At 41.9% G+C, this 18,566-nt stretch carries 20 protein-coding genes, 1 tRNA gene and 1 pseudogene; 5 read left to right on the plus strand and 17 right to left on the minus strand.

Annotated features, from left to right (window positions below; all coding sequences use genetic code 11):
* Positions 1 to 31: 31 nt before the first annotated feature.
* The 7 genes from B151_RS0109925 to rpmB all read right to left on the minus strand — a co-directional run bounded on the left by B151_RS0109925 (position 32) and on the right by rpmB (position 3,754).
* Positions 32 to 799, minus strand: a complete 768-nt coding sequence (locus B151_RS0109925) for an exodeoxyribonuclease III (protein ID WP_020403477.1) — start codon at positions 797 to 799, stop codon at positions 32 to 34.
* Positions 800 to 805: 6 nt separating this feature from the next.
* Positions 806 to 2,020, minus strand: coding sequence for a tyrosine--tRNA ligase (tyrS, locus tag B151_RS0109930; protein ID WP_020403478.1), 1,215 nt, complete (start codon positions 2,018 to 2,020; stop codon positions 806 to 808).
* 8 nt (positions 2,021 to 2,028) lie between these two features.
* Entirely contained in the window at positions 2,029 to 2,607 is a 579-nt protein-coding gene (locus B151_RS0109935) for a CvpA family protein (protein ID WP_020403479.1), read from the minus strand.
* A 6-nt stretch (positions 2,608 to 2,613) separates the two neighbouring features.
* Positions 2,614 to 3,072 carry a GatB/YqeY domain-containing protein gene (locus tag B151_RS0109940; protein ID WP_020403480.1) on the minus strand — a complete coding sequence of 153 codons (459 nt, stop codon included), beginning with the start codon at positions 3,070 to 3,072 and terminating at the stop codon, positions 2,614 to 2,616.
* A gap of 88 nt (positions 3,073 to 3,160) precedes the next feature.
* A complete protein-coding gene (locus B151_RS19905) occupies positions 3,161 to 3,331 on the minus strand; it encodes a DUF4295 family protein (protein ID WP_020403481.1) in 171 nt (56 codons plus the stop codon).
* 8 nt (positions 3,332 to 3,339) lie between these two features.
* Positions 3,340 to 3,504, minus strand: a complete 165-nt coding sequence (rpmG, locus tag B151_RS0109950) for a 50S ribosomal protein L33 (RefSeq protein WP_020403482.1) — start codon at positions 3,502 to 3,504, stop codon at positions 3,340 to 3,342.
* A 4-nt stretch (positions 3,505 to 3,508) separates the two neighbouring features.
* The gene (gene rpmB, locus B151_RS0109955; RefSeq protein WP_020403483.1) at positions 3,509 to 3,754 is read right to left on the minus strand and encodes a 50S ribosomal protein L28; all 246 of its coding nucleotides are present in this window, start codon (positions 3,752 to 3,754) and stop codon (positions 3,509 to 3,511) included.
* A gap of 272 nt (positions 3,755 to 4,026) precedes the next feature.
* Between rpmB and gyrB the strand changes: the two genes are divergently transcribed.
* The gene (gyrB, locus tag B151_RS0109960; protein WP_020403484.1) at positions 4,027 to 5,964 is read left to right on the plus strand and encodes a DNA topoisomerase (ATP-hydrolyzing) subunit B; all 1,938 of its coding nucleotides are present in this window, start codon (positions 4,027 to 4,029) and stop codon (positions 5,962 to 5,964) included.
* A 42-nt stretch (positions 5,965 to 6,006) separates the two neighbouring features.
* A complete protein-coding gene (gene gyrA, locus B151_RS0109965) occupies positions 6,007 to 8,484 on the plus strand; it encodes a DNA gyrase subunit A (protein ID WP_020403485.1) in 2,478 nt (825 codons plus the stop codon).
* 68 nt (positions 8,485 to 8,552) lie between these two features.
* Here gyrA and B151_RS0109970 read toward each other — a convergent pair whose 3' ends face one another.
* The 7 genes and pseudogenes from B151_RS0109970 to B151_RS0109995 all read right to left on the minus strand — a co-directional run bounded on the left by B151_RS0109970 (position 8,553) and on the right by B151_RS0109995 (position 13,759).
* Complete coding sequence (locus B151_RS0109970; protein WP_157470885.1) at positions 8,553 to 9,209, minus strand: hypothetical protein; 657 nt, start codon at positions 9,207 to 9,209, stop codon at positions 8,553 to 8,555.
* A gap of 145 nt (positions 9,210 to 9,354) precedes the next feature.
* Positions 9,355 to 10,083 carry a helix-turn-helix transcriptional regulator gene (locus B151_RS0109975; protein ID WP_483788257.1) on the minus strand — a complete coding sequence of 243 codons (729 nt, stop codon included), beginning with the start codon at positions 10,081 to 10,083 and terminating at the stop codon, positions 9,355 to 9,357.
* A 45-nt stretch (positions 10,084 to 10,128) separates the two neighbouring features.
* Positions 10,129 to 10,293: pseudogene (locus tag B151_RS20525) on the minus strand (helix-turn-helix transcriptional regulator); the annotation flags it as partial.
* Positions 10,286 to 10,927, minus strand: coding sequence for an RsmG family class I SAM-dependent methyltransferase (locus tag B151_RS19550; protein ID WP_169332206.1), 642 nt, complete (start codon positions 10,925 to 10,927; stop codon positions 10,286 to 10,288). The gene B151_RS19550 and the pseudogene B151_RS20525, both read right to left, overlap by 8 nt.
* Before the next feature lie 15 nt (positions 10,928 to 10,942).
* The gene (gene mnmG, locus B151_RS0109985; protein ID WP_020403489.1) at positions 10,943 to 12,832 is read right to left on the minus strand and encodes a tRNA uridine-5-carboxymethylaminomethyl(34) synthesis enzyme MnmG; all 1,890 of its coding nucleotides are present in this window, start codon (positions 12,830 to 12,832) and stop codon (positions 10,943 to 10,945) included.
* A gap of 174 nt (positions 12,833 to 13,006) precedes the next feature.
* Positions 13,007 to 13,080: transfer RNA gene (locus B151_RS0109990), tRNA-Asp, on the minus strand.
* A 130-nt stretch (positions 13,081 to 13,210) separates the two neighbouring features.
* A complete protein-coding gene (locus tag B151_RS0109995; protein WP_425402412.1) occupies positions 13,211 to 13,759 on the minus strand; it encodes a glutathione peroxidase in 549 nt (182 codons plus the stop codon).
* A gap of 56 nt (positions 13,760 to 13,815) precedes the next feature.
* Here B151_RS0109995 and B151_RS0110000 point away from each other — a divergent pair, with 56 nt between their 5' ends.
* The 3 genes from B151_RS0110000 to B151_RS0110010 are packed head-to-tail and all read left to right on the plus strand — an operon-like array spanning position 13,816 to position 15,592.
* Positions 13,816 to 14,541 (plus strand): hypothetical protein, encoded by a 726-nt coding sequence (locus B151_RS0110000; RefSeq protein WP_020403491.1) that lies wholly within the window; start codon positions 13,816 to 13,818, stop codon positions 14,539 to 14,541.
* Positions 14,538 to 14,837 carry a hypothetical protein gene (locus tag B151_RS0110005; RefSeq protein ID WP_020403492.1) on the plus strand — a complete coding sequence of 100 codons (300 nt, stop codon included), beginning with the start codon at positions 14,538 to 14,540 and terminating at the stop codon, positions 14,835 to 14,837. Before B151_RS0110000 ends, B151_RS0110005 begins: the two co-directional genes overlap by 4 nt.
* A complete protein-coding gene (locus tag B151_RS0110010) occupies positions 14,834 to 15,592 on the plus strand; it encodes an MBL fold metallo-hydrolase (protein ID WP_020403493.1) in 759 nt (252 codons plus the stop codon). The genes B151_RS0110005 and B151_RS0110010 overlap by 4 nt, the downstream gene beginning before the upstream one ends.
* Before the next feature lie 3 nt (positions 15,593 to 15,595).
* On the opposite strand, the gene B151_RS0110015 is transcribed toward B151_RS0110010, so the two are convergent.
* The 3 genes from B151_RS0110015 to B151_RS0110025 are packed head-to-tail and all read right to left on the minus strand — an operon-like array spanning position 15,596 to position 18,492.
* Entirely contained in the window at positions 15,596 to 16,681 is a 1,086-nt protein-coding gene (locus B151_RS0110015) for a mannose-1-phosphate guanylyltransferase (protein ID WP_020403494.1), read from the minus strand.
* Positions 16,682 to 16,735: 54 nt separating this feature from the next.
* Positions 16,736 to 17,818 carry a sensor histidine kinase gene (locus tag B151_RS0110020; protein WP_020403495.1) on the minus strand — a complete coding sequence of 361 codons (1,083 nt, stop codon included), beginning with the start codon at positions 17,816 to 17,818 and terminating at the stop codon, positions 16,736 to 16,738.
* Positions 17,815 to 18,492, minus strand: a complete 678-nt coding sequence (locus B151_RS0110025) for a response regulator transcription factor (RefSeq protein WP_020403496.1) — start codon at positions 18,490 to 18,492, stop codon at positions 17,815 to 17,817. The genes B151_RS0110020 and B151_RS0110025 overlap by 4 nt, the downstream gene beginning before the upstream one ends.
* Positions 18,493 to 18,566 lie beyond the last annotated feature (74 nt).

Raw genomic sequence — 18,566 nt, forward strand, 5'->3', positions numbered from 1 at the left:
GAACAACTTCATGCCCAAAACATATCGTTCGTTACAATTCATAGGTGATGGTGACCGGCGCATGATCCGACAGATCCCATTTCATTTCAATTTCGGCATTCACAGCCTTTTTTGCTAATTCCGGTGTAGCCAGGTGGTAATCGATCCTCCAGCCTTTGTTTCGCTCCTTAGAAGCCGCCCGATAGCTCCACCAGCTGTACAGATCTTCTTTGCCGGGATGAAGATTTCGGAATACATCTTCATATCCTGTTTCCAAAAAGTCCGTAACCCATTGGCGTTCTTCGGGCAAAAATCCGGATGTTTTATGCTGCTTGCTCGGGTTGTGAATGTCTATTTCCGTATGACAAATATTGAAATCTCCACAAAAAACCGTCGGCTTTTCGTCTTGGGTGAACCGTTCTCCAAATCGGATAAATTTATCGAGGAAATCCATTTTCATGTCCTGCCGAACATCGCCGGTGGTTCCGCTTGGTGCATAAACGCTAAAAACCCGGAATGTTTCAAATTCCGTCATGATCACACGGCCTTCCGCATCAATCCAGTCTTCGCCGATGCCTTCTTCCACGTTCAGCGGTTCCTGTTTGGAATAAATCGCTACGCCGGAATATCCCTTTTTCTCGGCCACATGATAGGCTTCATGATAGTCGAGTTCCTTGATGTCTTTGGGAATTTGCTTTTCCAGCGCCCGAAGTTCCTGAATGCAAATAATATCGGGATCGCTTTCCTCCACCCAATCGGTAAAGCCTTTTCGGTGAGCTGCGCGAATTCCGTTTACGTTGTACGAACTGATTTTGATCAAACCGGCTTATTTCGCTTTTATAATTCCGAAATTTCGTTTCCCTACTTTCAAAGTAAATTCGTCTCCTTCTTTAAAGGTGAGGGAATAATTTTTGTCGGAGATCTTTTTGTCATCAATACTGATTCCACCCTGTTTGATCATCCGCTTTGTTTCTCCGTTGCTTGGCGAAAAACCGGTCTCGGCCACAATATCCAAAAGACGAATTTCTTCTCCGGTTTTGAATTCAAAAACAGGAGCATCATCCGGAACTTCCTTGTTGATCACCGTTTTCTCGAAGTGCTCTTTGGCAGCTTTTGCAGCGTCATCTCCGTGATACATTCTCACAATGGTAAATGCCAGATCGTGCTTGGCATTTCGCGGATCGCTTTCAATTTTTTCTTTAATGGCCGGAAGGTCTTCCGTCTTGATGTCCGTCACCAATTCGTAGTACGTGTAGATCAAGTCATCCGGGATGGAGAGCGATTTTCCGTACATATCATTCGGCTCTTCGTTGATGCCAATGTAGTTATCATACGATTTGGACATTTTAGCCGATCCATCGGTTCCCACCAAAAGCGGCATCATCAGGCATACCTGAGGATCCTGCCCGTCTTCTTTCTGAAGCTGACGGCCTACCAAAAGATTGAATTTCTGATCGGTTCCTCCCAACTCAACATCCGATTTCAGGTGAACCGAATCCTGCCCCTGTGCCAGCGGGTATAAAAACTCGTGTAAAGAAATGGGTTCGTTATTCTCGAAACGTTTAGAAAAATCGTCCCGCTCAATCATACGGGCAACCGTAAGCTTGGAAGACAATTTGATCACATCCATGAAATCCATTTCACCCAGCCAGTCGTAATTGTTGGTGAGGGTCAGTTTGTCTTCATCCAGGATCTTTTTGGCCTGTTCAATGTATGTTTCGGCATTCTCCTTTACTTCTTCCATGGTTAAAGGAGGGCGGGTTTTATTCTGCCCGGTCGGATCGCCGATCATGGCGGTAAATCCTCCAATGATAAGGATCACTTCATGTCCCAGATCCTGGAATTGGCGCATTTTTCGAAGGATCACGGAATGCCCCAAATGAAGATCCGGACGGGTGGGATCTACCCCTAATTTGATCTTAAGCGGTTTATTTTCTTTTCGTGATTTTTTGAGTTTTTCGATGAGTTCTTCTTCCGGAACAATTTCCGTGGTTCCACGGCGGATGATATCTAATTGTTCCTCAACAGGTAAAAATGCCATGCGTTACGTTAATTATCGTTTTGGTCTTTTAATTCGTTTAAGAAAGGAATGTTTTCCAGCGGGTTATAATCGCCGATATTCTTTTTTAGCGTTTGCGTGTAATCTTCGGCTCCGGGATATACCAGGGCAACACCGTTGTAGGCAAAAGGAGCCAAATAGATCACGTAGGGATAAAGGTAGGATTCTTCCCGGGCCTGATCGCTTGGGATATTAAATCCGGCTAACAGCAGCAGAATAGCACTGACTACCATCCCGCTTTTCAATGCGCCGAAAATGGCCCCCAGAATTCTGTTTATTGAACTCAGCTTTATCGCTTTCAAGAATTCTTTGGTTGCATAAGCGATCAGAGCCACCACCGCAAGCGTACCTGCAAACAGGATCACACCGGAGATAAAAGGAACATAAGATGCGCCTTCTTCAAAGATCGGTGCTATGATATCTGTAAATGCATCCAGGTAATTAAAAGTGAGAAAAATCGCGAGAATGATCCCAACAATATTCAGGATTTCCTTAACTAATCCATTTACTGCACCTTTATATCCAAAATAAACCATTGGAGCAGCGATGATAAGATCCAGGATCAGCATTTGGGATTATCCTCCAAGCTCTTCTTTTACCACTTTACTGACCAGGGAGCCATCGGCCTTGCCCTTGAGTTGCCCCATCAGCGGGCCCATTACTTTACCTATATCCTGCATACCGGATGCACCAACAGCCGCTATCTTCTCCTTCACAACTTTGCGCACGTCTTCTTCATCCATCATCTCCGGAAGGTAGGCTTCTATGATAGCCAGTTCTTTTTTCTCATTATCAGCCAGGTCGTTTCTGCCGCCTTCTTCAAATTGCTCAATAGATTCCTTCCGCTGTTTTGCAGCTTTCATCAGAACCTCAACAGCTTGCTCGTCCGTGAGTTTTGCTTCACCGCCTTTTCTTTCACTGATCTCCTTTTCCATCAATTTTGCCTTCAAAGAACGCAAAACACGCAATTTGTCTTGCTCTTTGGCCTTCATCGCCTCTTTGATGTCAGAAATAATTTGTTCTTGAATGGTCATGGTTGTTCCTCCTCCGCTAAAAATAATCAAAAAAAAAGGTTACACAATCAAAATTGCGTAACCTTATCTATTCATTGATGAATTTGGGTCAGCTTTTGTTCTGCTGAATAAATTCTTTCACATTATCCTGGTCAATCATCACCTCTTTGTAGGCGTATTTCCCCTTATCATTCTTGGTAGAAATAATAACCTTCGCCATTTTCCGGTGAGCTGCCTTTGCTTGTAACGCTTCTTGTCCAAATGCTTGTTGCTTAGCCATAGTGCTGGTTATTTAATTTCTTTGTGAATGGTGTGTTTACGAAGAACCGGATTGTATTTTTTCAGTTCAAGTCTGTCGGTCGTGGTTCTTCTGTTCTTAGTAGTAACATAGCGAGATGAACCGGGCTTTTCGGTGCACTCTAAAATAACCTGAACTCTGTTTCCTTTTGCCATGGTTCTATACTTCTTTTATGAGAGTTCCGTTTTTCCGCGCATCTTTCAGTACTGCGGAAATTCCCTTCTTGTTAATTGTTCTAACTGTTTTAGCAGATACTTTAAGGGTTATCCATCGGTCCTCTTCAGGTACATAAAAACGACGCTTTTGCAAATTCAATTGAAAGCGGTGTTTTGTCTTGTTATTTGACTTTGAAGACCGGTAACCGTTCAAAGCTCCTTTTCCTGTAATATCGTCTTTTCGCGACATCGTATTAATTTCGTTAATTCATAATGAAAATAGACACCAAAGATAGAGCTATAAACATCAAAGTTCAACGGCTTTGAACATGAAAATTTCATTTATCCACAATTTTTCAAATTATCCACATTATGAGCTGTTTTTTTGAAGCCGAATTTAACGCCAGAACGACGGACTCTATTATTTTTAACAAATACCTATGCTTTTTTTGATTTTGCATGTGTAAGCTCTATTTTCAGGCGTTAATCAACTCATCTTACAAAGCTATCACTCCATAAATTATGGCAAAAAAACAAGGTTCCGACTACAAGGCTTCCAATATACAAGTTTTAGAGGGTCTTGAGGCGGTTAGAAAGCGACCTGCAATGTATATCGGGGATACGGGACAGCGCGGTCTCCACCACCTTATTAATGAGGTGGTTGATAATTCCATTGATGAAGCTCTTGCAGGTTATTGTGATCACATCATTGTAACTATTAATGAAGACGGCTCCATGACCATTCAGGACAACGGTCGTGGTATTCCCGTAGACATTCATGAAAAACTCGGGATTCCAGCGGTGGAAGTTGTGCTTACCAAACTCCACGCCGGCGGTAAGTTTGATAAAGACACGTACAAGGTTTCCGGTGGATTGCACGGTGTTGGCGTCAGTTGTGTGAACGCACTAGCATCCTGGTTTAAGGCAGAAATTCACAGAGACGGTGAAATTCATGTAATGGAATTCGAAAAAGGTGGAACAAAAACACCTCTCAGCGTTGCCGGAAAGACCAAAGAAACCGGTACCAAAATTTCTTTCAAGCCAGACCCTGAGATCTTCACACAAACCACCGAGTTCAAGTTCGATATTATTGCTGAACGGATGCGCGAACTTGCTTTTCTGAATCCGGAAGTAACCATTGAGTTGGTCGACGAACGGGAAGAAGATGATGAGCTCAAAAAAGAAATTTATCACTATGAGGGCGGTGTAAAAGATTTCGTTGATTTCCTTGATGAACATCGCGAGTCCATGCTCGACACTCCTATATATATAACCGGTGAAACTGATAATGTGCCGGTTGAAATCGCCATTCAGTATAATCAGTCTTTTTCAGAGAATGTTCATTCTTATGTGAATAACATTAATACACGAGAAGGCGGTAGCCACGTTTCAGGATTTAGAAGAGCCTTAACCCGGTCTCTTAAATCATATGCCGAAAAGAACAACCTGATCAAGTCGAATAGTAAGATTTCTGTTTCCGGGGAGGATTTCCGGGAAGGAATGACGGCTGTTCTTTCGGTAAAAGTTGCTGAGCCTCAGTTTGAAGGACAAACCAAAACAAAGCTGGGTAACTCGGAAGTTCAAAGTGCTGTTGAGGTGATCGTGTATGATCAACTGAACGAATATCTTGAGCAAAATCCTAAAGCGGCCAAAAAGGTAATCGAAAAAGTGGTGCTTGCAGCCGAGGCTCGTGAAGCAGCCCGAAAAGCTCGTCAGCTTGTGCAGCGTAAGAGCGTGATGAGTGGTGGTGGTCTTCCGGGTAAACTGGCCGATTGCTCTATCAAAGATCCAGAGCATTCTGAAATTTACATTGTTGAGGGTGACTCTGCGGGTGGTTCAGCAAAAATGGGCCGTAACCGAAGCTTCCAGGCTATTCTTCCCTTGCGTGGTAAGATCCTGAATGTTGAAAAAGCGAAGATCAACCGAATTCTGGAGAATAAAGAGATCCAGGCAATGATCACAGCCTTGGGAACCGGCGTTGGACATGGCGATGATGACTTCGACATGGAAAAACTGCGGTATCATAAGATCATCGTGATGACAGATGCCGATGTAGACGGTTCTCATATTCGAACCCTGCTTCTTACCTTTTTCTATCGCTATATGCGCCCGCTTATCGAAATGGGCTATATATATATAGCAACTCCACCGCTGTATCGTATCACGGTTGGAAAAGACATTGAATATGCCTGGGATGACGATACGAGAGACAAGATGATTAAAGAACTCAAAAAAGGTCGTCGGAAATTTGATGTTTCCCGATATAAAGGACTTGGTGAAATGAACCCCGAGCAGCTTTGGGAAACCACGATGGATCCCGAAACCCGAACCTTGCAGCAAGTTACGATTGATAGTGCGGCAGGTGCTGATAAACTGTTCTCAACCCTTATGGGGGGCGACGTGGAACCTCGCCGGGAGTTTATCGAGCGAAATGCCAAGTACGCAACCATCGATATCTAATTTTAATCACAACGATTTTAACTGACTTTTCATAGCTGATTTATGGCCAGAGAAAAAATTATTCCAATAACTATTGAAGACGAAATGCAATCGTCCTACATCGATTATTCGATGTCGGTGATTGTTTCACGTGCCCTGCCTGATGTTCGGGATGGGCTGAAGCCGGTTCACCGCCGTATTTTGTATGGCATGAACGACCTGGGAATGCTTCATAACAGAAATTATAAGAAAAGTGCTCGTATTGTCGGTGAAGTTTTGGGTAAATATCACCCCCATGGCGACAGTGCTGTTTATGATTCTATTGTTCGGATGGTGCAGGATTTCTCCCTGAGATATCCACTTGCAGACGGACAGGGTAACTTCGGTTCCATAGATGGTGATAGCGCAGCAGCCATGCGTTATACGGAAGTTCGAATGGACCGACTTTCGGAAGAAATGCTTGCCGATATCAACAAAGAGACGGTTGATTTTTCACCTAACTTTGATGATACCCTGGAAGAGCCAACGGTGCTTCCAAGTATGCTTCCCAACCTGTTGATCAATGGTGCATCAGGAATTGCAGTGGGAATGGCTACCAATATGGCTCCTCACAATATGACCGAAACCATAGATGGCATCAATGCCTACATCGATAACCCGGAAATAACCATCAAGGAGCTGATGCAGTATATTAAAGCTCCTGATTTTCCTACTGCAGGAATTATTTACGGATATGAGGGTGTCAAGGAAGCATATGAAACCGGTCGTGGTAAAATCACCCTTCGCGCCCGAGCCAATACGGAAGAGCTTCGCGGAAATCGTGAACAGATCGTTATTACTGAAATTCCTTATCAGGTTAACAAGAGTACTCTTATTCAAAAGATCGCAGGCCTTGTTAATGATGAGAAAATTACGGAGATCTCTGAAGTTAGAGATGAATCTGACCGGGAAGGGATTCGCATCGTTATCATTCTTAAGCGTTCTGCAAACGCGGGTGTTGTACTTAATCAATTGTACAAGTACACTCAAATGCAGACCACATTTGGAGTGATCAATCTTGCGCTTGTGAAAGGCCGTCCGAAAGTGATGGACCTCAAAGAGCTGATCCATCACTGGGTTGAGCATCGAGTAGAGATTGTTATCCGTCGTACCATGTACGATCTGGATCAGGCCGAAGCCCGAGCTCATATTCTTGAAGGACTCAAAATTGCCCTCGACAACCTGGATGAGGTTATCAAAACTATTCGTTCTTCAAACAATCCGCAGGAGGCAAATGTTAAATTACGCAGCAAATTCGCTCTCACCGATATTCAGGCGAAAGCAATCCTGGATATGCGCCTTCAGAAACTTACCGGACTGGAGCGTGAGAAAATTGATGGCGAATATCGAGAGATCATTGATAAGATCGCAGATTACAGAGAAATTCTTTCAGACAGAACTCGCCAGACAAATATCATTCAGGAAGAACTTGCTGATCTGAAAAACAGATACGGAGATGAGCGAAGAACTCAAATCGTACACTCTGCCGATGATTTCAGTATCGAAGATATGATCGCGGATGAGGATGTGGTCGTTACGATTTCCAACAAAGGTTTCATTAAGCGAATGCCTGTGAGTGGATATCGTCGTCAACGCCGTGGCGGTAAAGGAATGAAAGGCACCACTACCCGAGATGAGGAATACGTCGAACATTTATTTGTGGCCACTACTCATAATTACATTCTGTTTTTCACAGAGAAAGGAATGTGTTATTGGTTGAAGGTCTACGAAATTCCGGAAGGAGGACGACTTGCCCGGGGACGTGCGATTGTAAACCTTATCGATATTGATAAAGATGATTCGATCAAGGCTTTCGTTCCCGTAAAAACGCTAGATGAAGAAGATTACATCAACGAACATTCCATCATCATGGCCACTAAAGATGGACAGGTTAAAAAGACGACGCTTGAGGCTTACAGTCGCCCGCGAAGAGATGGTATTATCGCCATCAACATCAAAGAAGGAGACAGCTTATTGGCTGCCGAACTTACTGATGGTGACAGCCAGGTTATTCTCGCGAATAAAGGAGGTCGTGCTATCCGATTCCACGAAAGTGAAGTTCGCGAAATGGGTCGTAATACTTCCGGTGTAAAAGGAATGACCTTAGGCAAAGATGATGAAATCGTTGATATGGTTGTCATCAAAAATGCTCATGAAGCAACTGTCTTAGCCATGTCAGAAAATGGATATGGGAAACGATCCCTTGTAGAAGATTACCGAGAGCAATCCAGAGGCGGTAAAGGTGTGATTACATTGAAAGTAACACCTAAAACCGGAAGCCTTATAGCTCTTAAAGAAGTAACGGATCAGGATGATCTGATGATCATTACTGAGCAAGGTAAAGTGATTCGCATGAATTGTGGCGGCATCCGAACTATGGGAAGAAATACTCAGGGTGTTCGCATCATGCGACTCGATTCTGAAGGATCCATAGCCGCTGTCACCCGAGTCGTGAATGAAGAAGAAGGAGACGACGATGATGGGGATGATAGTGATGACTAAAAATTCCTCAAAACTTTCTTCTTAAGCAGAAACTAAAAGGGCTCCAATTTGGAGCCCTTTTTTATTGGTCATATGTTTTCGTCGAATCCCGGCCGGATAAATTTTTCTGCATCAGGAAAATATTCCTCAATACTCTTCTTAAGGAATGTCAAGTTTGCCAGGTTTCTTAACGCCACGTCTTCCTGTTCAGGCATGTGTTTCAAGATCCCGTTCCATGCAAAGGATGATCTCTCGATGCACTTCAAAACTACTTTGGCGGTTCCATTGGCATCATTCTGAATATCATCCTCTTCCCACGTATCAAAAGAACTCATCACCGCCCTCTTGGCTTTCACAAAAATCATGGTGTGATACCAATTTATGATTTCGAATAAATCGCTAAGTATCAGTGTGTTATTTGTGTTTTCCTCTGGGTTGATATTCATTTTCACAAGGTCGCTGTACTCCTGAGCTTTCTCCTTAAACACTTCATGATAACTATCCAGCCATTTCCGGGAAGACTCAAAATAAGCTTCCGATGCTTTGGTTACCGGATGATTTTCAATTTCAGGATCATCCAGTTTTAGGTAGTCGGTATCTTCATCATCCAGAGCATCTAAATCAATTCCCTCTTCTTCTGCAATTTCGTAGAGCAATTCCCAGGTGAGTGCAAAAACATCTGAAAGCTCGTCCCAAAATTCTTTGTTCCGTAGATCCTGTGATTCTTCGCTTCGAGGCTCCCTCATTTCCATTTTATAAGTAAAACATCGCGAAGACAAATAACAGCGTTCGCACCACCGGTCACAATAATTATAAATGCCTGGAATTAAGTCCGAATCGCTTTCCGCATTTTTAATGTCATCCAAATCCATTTGTCCCGATTTTTTAATTTCATTCGTAGAGCATTTCTTTTAAGAGTGATCTTCTTTTTTCAACCAACTCTTTCGGCGCCTCAATTTTTATTTTACTCCCGAATTGAAGCAACCATTCATTTATAAAGTCCAAATTATCGAATTCAAACTCCACCTTAATTTTTTTAGAATTTACAGCCTTTCTATTAATAATTTTAGCCGGCAAATTTCCCTCCAGGCGCTCTATCTCATATTTTTCGACCCATACTATTATTGAATGAGAACTTTCCTCAGAACGAAAAATCAGTGCCTCTATGTCCAATTCTGATTTTAAGGTGTAATTTTCTTCCAGAATTAACACATCATCAATGCTTTCCAGGATAAAATTTCTAATATCGCCCCGAAGATGAGATTTCCCGATCACATTCCAATGGTCTTCATAAAAAACCAAAATATAAGGATCGATCTTTCGGATATCGGTATCGCCAGATTTCGTTGTGTATTTAAATTGAAGTCTTTTTTGTTGAGCTATGGCACTGCTAATTAAATACCAACTTCCTCCCCTTCTTTTCTTTCCTCCAAACCTGAGATAGGGATCAACAATGGTACGCCCCTCAAGTGAAATCATGAAATCCTTTAACTCATCTGGCAAAACTTCTTTAATTTTAAGTTCTACTCCCCTTGCGTCTTCCACCAGACCTTCATCTACCTGAGATTTAACAAAGTTCAAACCCACCATTATTGTTGCAAGTTCTTTTGATGTGAACATCAGAGGCGGAACCTTAAAACCATCTATCAGTCCATATCCGGAATAGCGGTCCCAGGTTACCGGCACATTTATCTCCTGCAAAGCATTGAAATCACGAAAGATAGTCCTTCTGCTAACACCAAATTGTTCAGCCAGCTCCTTTACTGTTTTCTTTTTACCCGGCTGCTGCAGCAATAACATTAACTTTAATCTTCGCTCAGAACTATTCATTTTCTATCTGTTTAATTTCGACTAATGCCTTGCCATCATAAAACGAATCATCAAATACATCAAGAGAATATACTTTTAATTTTAAGGGCTTAGAAACAGGGGCTATTTCTCTTTCAACCTCATGTTTACCCTTTAGCAGAATTATACCTTTCCATTTTTTTTCGCCAAGTAATTCAACCAGATCATTAATTTTGAATGCGTGTTTCGAAACAACGATTTCTTCTTTTTCAATTGGCACATTTCCTATCGAGCCCTCCTTCAAAGTAATATTGTTCAACCCCAGCTTTAATACCATTTGCTTACAGGCCATGATCTTTTTCGAAACAATATCGTTCAAAAGTATTTTTTTATCCGGATTTACTATACCAAGGGGAATACCCGGCAACCCCCCACCGGTTCCGGTATCAATTACACTGCTAGCCTCCTTAAACAGACGAGAAGCACTGACTATTAATGAATGCTCAATATGTTTTTGAAGGGTTTCACGTGAAACACCCCTGCTCACCAAATTGATTTTATCATTCCACCAAAGAAGTTGATTTAAGTAATCTTCTAATTTCTGAGCGTTTTTTAAATAAAGACTCTCAATTAATTCTCGTTCTGCAAACCGGATGTATTCAATTTGATGTTTCACGTGAAACACATGGGGTTAATTTTTCAAATAAACCATAAGTACCGAAAGGTCGCTTGCCGAAACCCCGCTTATTCTGCTTGCCTGGCCAATTGTTTCCGGCTTAATTTTAGAAAGCTTCTGGGTTCCTTCCGTAGAAAGGCTTTTAATGTTTGAATATTCGATCTGTTCAGGAATCGGCATATTCTCTTGCTTCTCCATTTCCTTAACCATCTCAAACTCTTTTTCGATGTACCCGGCATACTTGATTTGAATTTCTACCTGCTCAAGAGCCTTTTTATCTTCAGTGACCTCAATAATTTTTGATGCAAATTCATCATCATGGTCAAGCATATCCTGTAGAGAAACTTCTGGACGAAGAAGGATTTTCTCTGCTTTCATAGGTTGATTCATCGTAGAACTGTTTTTGCTTTCAAGCATAGGATCCATTTGCTCAGGCCGAACGGTATAGTCTTTAATTAATTCATCAAGCTGAGCAACCGCTTCCTTTTTCTTCTGCATTTTTTGAAGGCGTTCTTCAGATGCCAATCCGATTTTATGCCCCAATTCAGTTAACCGAAGATCCGCATTATCTTGACGGAGCAGAATTCGATGCTCTGCCCTGGAGGTAAACATTCGGTATGGCTCTTCTGTCCCCTTATTAATAAGGTCATCAATGAGTACTCCGATATACGCTTCAGATCTTTGGAGGATTAACGGCTCCTTTTCCTGAACTTTGAGCGCTGAATTAATTCCAGCCATTAAGCCCTGACACGCAGCTTCTTCATATCCTGTAGTCCCATTAATTTGACCGGCAAAGAAAAGTCCGTCCACAATCTTCGTTTCTAAAGAACGGCGAATTTGATGTGGGGGGAAATAATCATATTCAATGGCATAGCCCGGCCGAATCATAATAACATTTTCAAAACCGGGAATAGTACGAAGCGCTTTGTATTGAACATCCTCTGGAAGCGATGTTGAAAATCCATTCAGATACATTTCATAGGTATCCCAACCTTCCGGTTCCAAAAATAATTGATGCCTGTCTTTGTCAGCAAAACGATTGATCTTATCTTCTATACTTGGACAATAACGGGGACCAATCGACTTGATTCTACCATTGAACATTGGGCTGCGATCAAACCCGGTTTTGAGGACTTCATGAACTTCATCATTGGTATAGCCTATCCAGCAAGAAAGTTGTTCATCAATTCCGGGTAATTTCTCTGTTAGGAATGAAAAACCTGAAGGATCTGCATCTCCCAATTGTTGCTCAAGTTTGGAGTAATCAACAGTTCTGCCATCTATTCTGGGAGGAGTTCCTGTTTTAAGTCGCCCCACTTCAAAACCTAATTTTTCGAGTGTGGCAGATATTCCAGTCGAAGCCCTTTCTCCTGACCGGCCTCCTCCATAATGTGTTTCTCCAATGTGAATTAAACCATTCCCAAAGGTACCTGTTGTTAGTACCACAGCTTTAGATTTAAACTTTTGTCCAGTTTGCGTAATCACTCCCTGAATTTCTTTGCCATCTTCGGAGTACATCAGATCCACTACATTATCTTGTCGGAAATAGAGGTTCTCTTTTTCCTCTAATCTCTCTCGCATTTTCTTGGAGTAGAGCATCCGGTCGCTTTGACATCTTGGGCTCCACATAGCCGGTCCTTTACTCAAATTCAACATTCGGAACTGTACGCCAGTCTCATCACTTACAATTCCGGAAAGTCCACCAAGAGCATCTATCTCTCTAACCAATTGTCCTTTTGCAACGCCACCCATAGCCGGATTACAAGACATCTTTGCAATGGCCTCCAGGTTCATGGTGATTAAAAGGGTTTTGGCTCCCATTTGTGCAGCAGCTCCGGCCGCTTCACTTCCGGCATGACCTCCACCGACCACAATGACATCATAGGTTGGATTTAAATACGACATTACTCTCTGTTTTTTATTTACTTAATAGTGATAGTAGAATCGAATTCCTTTATAAAGATAAGAAATTGTTGCCCCTTCAACTACAATCGTGAATTAGCCACGATGTTTTCAATACACTTTGTTGAAATGAGCATAAACAAAAAAAGCTCCCAACAATGTTGGAAGCTTTTATTGCGATCCGGAAGGGACTCGAACCCTCGACCTCCTGCGTGACAGGCAGGCGTTCTAACCAACTGAACTACCGGACCTTTTTGAGAGCATCAAATATACAGACCATCATCGGTCGAAGTCAAGCTTTTTCGGAATCTTTTCCAAAAAAATGAGGAACACAAAATCAATTGTGCTCCTCTTATCGGGATGGTGATGGGATAAAAGTTCTTACCTTAATTCTTTTTCAATAGCCTTAACAATTTCCTCATTCTGAGGTTCCACATTACTGCGGAATCTTCTGATTAATTTACCTTCCTTAGAAATCAGAAATTTTTCAAAATTCCATTTGATCTCACCTTCAAAATCGGAATTAGGTTGTGAGGTCAAATATGTGAATAACTCAGCTTGATCATCACCTTTCACAGAGACTTTGGAGAACATGGGAAATTCAACCCCATATTCTAAAGTGCAAAACTGTTTAATTTCCTCATTGGTTCCGGGCTCTTGACCTTTAAAATTGTTAGCGGGAAATCCTAATATCACCAAACCATCATCCTTATATGTTTCGTACAACTCCTGGAGCCCTTCATACTGAGGAGTATACCCACATTTAGAAGCTACGTTAACAATCAAAATTGCGTTACCTTTATATTGTTCAAGTTGAACGTCTTTACCATCTATATCTTTGACTACGAAATCAAAGACAGATTCGGCGGATTTTGAGATAGCAAACCCAACTAATGGAATAAGTAAAAGAGATAAAATTTTCATCGTAATTTTTTTGTTTTGCTTCGTTAGTGTTTAAACTGTTTTAAACTTTTAAATCATTCCCAATGCAGAAAAGTTATTCAAAATACATTCTTTTTATCTTTCTATTGTTTATTCCTCTTCATTCTTTTGCACAAATGTTTTCTGTAGATGATGAATATGAAAGACAAACCAATCCATTTGCTCCCTATTTAAGAGTTGGCGTCCAGCCGGTTTCATTCGACTTTACCGGGGATCCATCCGCGCTGCAGCAAAGCCCTCTTACTTTTTCCGGAACAATTGGGCAACTTGGGTTTGAAACAGGCGGTTTTAATCTTGGGCTCAGCTTTGGAAATGATTTCACAGGCTTAGAGGATCGAAAACTATTCAGCATTGCTTTAAAATTTTCAAACCCATTTTATATAGTACGTGAACCACGCTTTGGTTTGGGAATACCTCTCCAACTCGGAACAAAGTTAACCTCTGTACGAAGCGATAATATTAATACCGAATTTGCTCAAACTAATTTACATGCCGGAGCCGGTTTTGCCGGAATTCTTTTTCTTCCTGATAAACTAAGTCTCACTGCCAGTTTAATCCCCAGTTTTGGTTTTAGCACAACAAGCGGGGGTTTGATTGGCGGAAATGTATTCTCATGGAGAGGACAAGCCCGGCTGAACTTTTTTGATGTTATTTTTGGAAGAAATATTAGTTTAGGCTATGATTACATCTTCGACTCTTACGATATTGACGGAGAAGAGTATGATTATGACTTAAGCGGACATTCACTAACATTGGGAATATCACTTTGAAACCTGAAAAATTTCTTCTTGAATTAGAACAGATCTTAGAACAGGCCGGCTATACCCTGCGAAAAGAACGCGGTTCATTCAGAGGTGATGAATGTATTATTGAAGGCCAAAAATTAGTGGTTGTAAATAAGAATAAACCTATTGAATCTCAGCTTGGAACTATGGGAAGGGTTCTTGGGCAGGTTGATCTTACCGGCGTTTACATTAAGCCGGCTGTACGAAAGAAATTAGAAGAACTTTGGGATCAGTTACAGGTCATGCCTGAAGAATCTTCAGGGGATTTCGAATTAGAATGAAGATCACTTTTTTGGGAACCGGAACCTCTATGGGCGTACCTGTTGCCGGCGGTTTTCGCCGAGAAAAGACATCGCATGATCCCAGGAATGAAAGAACACGTTGTTCCGTCTGGATCCAATCAAAAGGAGAATCCATCTTGATTGATGCCGGGCCTGAATTCCGGCTTCAAAGCATTCAGGCAAAACTTCAGCATCTCGACCATCTGTTGATCACCCACGAACATATGGACCACGTAGCCGGTTTAGATGATCTTCGGGTATTCTCATATATCAATAAAGCTCCTATACCTGTTTACACATATCGCCGGTGTATTGAATCGATCAAGCGGCGCTTTGATTATATGTTTGGTGATGATAAATATCCCGGATCTACTTCTCTTGATCTCATCGAAGTAGACAGCCCGTTTAACCTTGGAGAAATACCGGTAACCCCGCTTCCTGTTGAACATGGAAACCTGGAAATACTTGGTTTTCGTGTGGGGGACTTTTCGTACCTCACGGATGTGAAAACTATTCCCCAAAAAACAAAAGAGTTGATCAAAGGATCAAAAGTGGTGGCAATGGGTGCGCTTCGATGGGAGCCTGAACATCCCACGCATCAAACCATACCCGAAGCTGTTGAATTGATCAACGAACTTGAAGTTCCAAAAGCCTACCTTATCCACATGAATGGTTTTGTGGATCACGAACCCTCCAACCGAAAGCTGCCCGACCATATTAAGCTGGCCTACGATCAGATGGTCATTCATATTTGAGAGCTACAAAAATTTGTGCAGTTCTTCGTCAGATTTAAGCTGCTCTACGATATCCTTAACCTTCTGGGCATCATCGAGTTTACAAACCAAAATAGCATCATCGGTTTCAACAATAGCCAATCCCTCAACCCCAACAAGAGAGATCATTTTTTTACTGCTTGATGAGATCAGGTTGTACCGTGAATCTGCAGCAGTTATATATTTCGCGCGTTTTACATTTCCCGCGTTGTCCTTTTCACCTAAATCATAAGCTGCAGTCCAGCTGCCAACATCATTCCATCCAAACTCTCCCGGAACTACGAACACGTTCTCAGCATCCTCCATGATTCCATAATCAATAGACACAGATTCACAGCTATGATAAAATTGGTCGATCGCATTCGTATGATCTGAAGTATAGAGTGCCGGACCAGTTTTCTTAACCAATTCATACATCTCCGGTAAAAAACTCTTGAAAGCCTGAAGCACACTTTTTACCGACCAGATAAACATCCCGCTGTTCCAATAATAATCGCCGGATTCTAAAAATGATTTAGCTGTATTGAGGTCCGGTTTTTCTTTAAAGGCATGAACCGGATGAACAGACATCTTATTAAATGTCTCCGAAACGTCCCTATTTCCATGAATATATCCATATCCGGTTTCGGGGCGGTTTGGCTTAATGCCCATAGTAACCAGGTAATTACCCGATTCAGCCTTATCAATAGCCGCTTTAAGATATTCGTTAAAGGCGTTTGGATCTGTAATATGATGATCGGCCGGCAAAACAACCATTGTTGCATCCGGGTCTTTTCTGAACAACATTTCTGCGGCTATAGCCACGCAAGGAGCCGTATTTTTAGCTACCGGTTCGCCCACAATATTCTCATCAGGAACTTTTGGAAGTTGCTCTTTAACCAGATCAACATAACGGTCGTTGGTGACTACTAAAATTCGTTCTTGTGGAATGATAGGTTCGATGCGTTTTGCTGTGTTCTGGATCATCGTTCCTTCCCCAAAAAGTGATAGAAATTGCTTGGGGAGTTTTTTTGTGCTGCTTGGCCAAAATCTTGTTCCCGATCCCCCGGCCATGATCACTGCGTATACCATTGTCTTCAATCTTGTTATTCATTTAAGTAAAGAAGGAAGGTACAACTAATTTGATCAAACGTGAACAGGTTCTGATTTTCTCAAGCTAATCGTAAATGTGGAGCCTACATTTGGTTCACTTTCTATCATGAACTTTTCCCCATGGGCTTCCATGATGTGCTTCACAATTGCTAATCCCAAACCTGTTCCTCCCCTTTCACGTGATCTTGATTTATCTACCCGGAAAAATCGTTCGGTAACTCTTGGAATGTCTTTCTCGTCAATACCAATGCCGGTATCTTTGACGGATAAGAAAACACGATGCTTCTGTTTGGGCTTTGTGAATACCGTCACCTCAACTTTACCATTGGGAATATTGTATTTAATCCCATTCTCGATCAAATTGATCAACACTTGTTTTAACTGATTTTTATCCGCTTTAACGCGTGTATTTCGATCAAACTCGTTGATGATGAGCTCGATATTCTCTTTTTCAGCTTTATAATTCAAACTCTCAATGATGTCATTCAAAACTTCGTACAAGTAGATGTCATCGATCTCTGATTTGAGTTCTCCTGTTTCCAATTTTGAGATCTCCATCAGGTCTTTGGTAAGGTATATGAGTCGGTTCACATTTCTCATGGCCTTTTTAAGAAAATCCCGGTTTACTTCTTCGTCTTCCAAAGCTCCATTTAACAGTGTTTCAATAAAACCCTGAATGGCAAAGATGGGAGTCTTCAATTCATGAGAAATATCCCCGATGAATTCCTTTCGGTAATTTTCGATCCGGTTCAGGCGCTGGATCTCACGCTCTATGGTTCGGCTCGACTTTATCCCTTGCTTCATCAGGTAGTCGATCTCATCCCGGCGAGAGGTGTTAACATCTGCGTATTCCATGAACCGTTTGCGAGCCATATTCTTGAATAATCGCTCAATGGTTTCTAACCGTTTATAGGTAAGAAAGAAAAGCACCGCATAGACGATCAGGAATAGTGCACCTCCTGAAACCAACGCAAGAAAAGCGGCTTCTTTTGGAGCAAGATCATACCAAAACCAAACCGCCAAGAACAGAAAAGCTGCTGAAATAGCAGAGATCAAAAACCCGGCTTTTATCCCAAGTTTATAAATTTTAGGTTTTTCTTTTTTTGATTTACTCATTCCTTGAATCGGTAGCCTACGCCTTTCACCGTTTCTATATAATGGTCGCCTAATTTTTCCCGAATTTTGCGAACATGAACATCAACCGTTCGGTCGACCACATAAATGTTATCTCCCCAAACTTTATTCAGCAGCGTTTGCCGGTCCCGAACTTTTCCTTTCCGGCTCGCTAAATAATAAAGCAGCTCAAACTCTTTTCGGGGAAGTTGAAATTCTTCATCTCCGCGAATCACGATATATCGGTCCTTGTCGATCACAAGGTCGTGTACTTCCAACCGGTTCACTTCTTCTGTTGTTTCTTCAAACCTCCTCATCACCGCCTTGATACGAGAAATCAATTTGGTTGTGCTGATCGGCTTGGTGATATAATCATCTCCGCCAATATCCAGCCCTTCCACCTCAGTCTTTTCATCACTTCGTGCCGTAAGGAAAATGATAGGAATTGCCTTCAGGTCATCATCGGAGCGGATATGCTTAACGGCCTCCAGACCATCCATTTTCGGCATCATAATATCCATTAAGATAAGATCCGGATTGTGTTCTTTAGCAATTTTAATGCCTTCTTCGCCATTTTCGGCCTTCAATACATCAAAGCCCTCTTTTTTAAGATTGTATTCAATTAGATCCAGAAGGTCTTTTTCGTCGTCTACAACGAGGATTGTTTGCTTAGCCACAACTTTGAGGTTTTGTGAAGATTTCAGGTGTACAATGGTACTAATGTACTGTATTAATAGAAAATGTACAGCCG

The sequence above is a fragment of the Gracilimonas tropica DSM 19535 genome, from assembly GCF_000375425.1.
In the GTDB taxonomy this organism is placed as follows: domain Bacteria; phylum Bacteroidota; class Rhodothermia; order Balneolales; family Balneolaceae; genus Gracilimonas; species Gracilimonas tropica.

Excerpts from the sequence above, each read along its gene's own strand:
- B151_RS0110020 (WP_020403495.1), bottom strand. The coding sequence starts at position 17,818 with ATGAGTAAATCAAAAAAAGAAAAACCTAAAATTTATAAACTTGGGATA.
- B151_RS0110000 (WP_020403491.1), top strand. The coding sequence starts at position 13,816 with ATGCAGAAAAGTTATTCAAAATACATTCTTTTTATCTTTCTATTGTTT.
- mnmG (WP_020403489.1), bottom strand. The coding sequence starts at position 12,832 with ATGTCGTATTTAAATCCAACCTATGATGTCATTGTGGTCGGTGGAGGT.
- B151_RS0110010 (WP_020403493.1), top strand. The coding sequence starts at position 14,834 with ATGAAGATCACTTTTTTGGGAACCGGAACCTCTATGGGCGTACCTGTT.
- gyrA (WP_020403485.1), top strand. The coding sequence starts at position 6,007 with ATGGCCAGAGAAAAAATTATTCCAATAACTATTGAAGACGAAATGCAA.
- gyrB (WP_020403484.1), top strand. The coding sequence starts at position 4,027 with ATGGCAAAAAAACAAGGTTCCGACTACAAGGCTTCCAATATACAAGTT.
- B151_RS0110015 (WP_020403494.1), bottom strand. The coding sequence starts at position 16,681 with ATGGTATACGCAGTGATCATGGCCGGGGGATCGGGAACAAGATTTTGG.
- B151_RS19905 (WP_020403481.1), bottom strand. The coding sequence starts at position 3,331 with ATGGCTAAGCAACAAGCATTTGGACAAGAAGCGTTACAAGCAAAGGCA.
- B151_RS0109935 (WP_020403479.1), bottom strand. The coding sequence starts at position 2,607 with ATGCTGATCCTGGATCTTATCATCGCTGCTCCAATGGTTTATTTTGGA.
- B151_RS0109970 (WP_157470885.1), bottom strand. The coding sequence starts at position 9,209 with ATGAGGGAGCCTCGAAGCGAAGAATCACAGGATCTACGGAACAAAGAA.
- B151_RS0109940 (WP_020403480.1), bottom strand. The coding sequence starts at position 3,072 with ATGACCATTCAAGAACAAATTATTTCTGACATCAAAGAGGCGATGAAG.
- tyrS (WP_020403478.1), bottom strand. The coding sequence starts at position 2,020 with ATGGCATTTTTACCTGTTGAGGAACAATTAGATATCATCCGCCGTGGA.
- rpmB (WP_020403483.1), bottom strand. The coding sequence starts at position 3,754 with ATGTCGCGAAAAGACGATATTACAGGAAAAGGAGCTTTGAACGGTTAC.
- B151_RS0109975 (WP_483788257.1), bottom strand. The coding sequence starts at position 10,083 with ATGTTCACATCAAAAGAACTTGCAACAATAATGGTGGGTTTGAACTTT.
- rpmG (WP_020403482.1), bottom strand. The coding sequence starts at position 3,504 with ATGGCAAAAGGAAACAGAGTTCAGGTTATTTTAGAGTGCACCGAAAAG.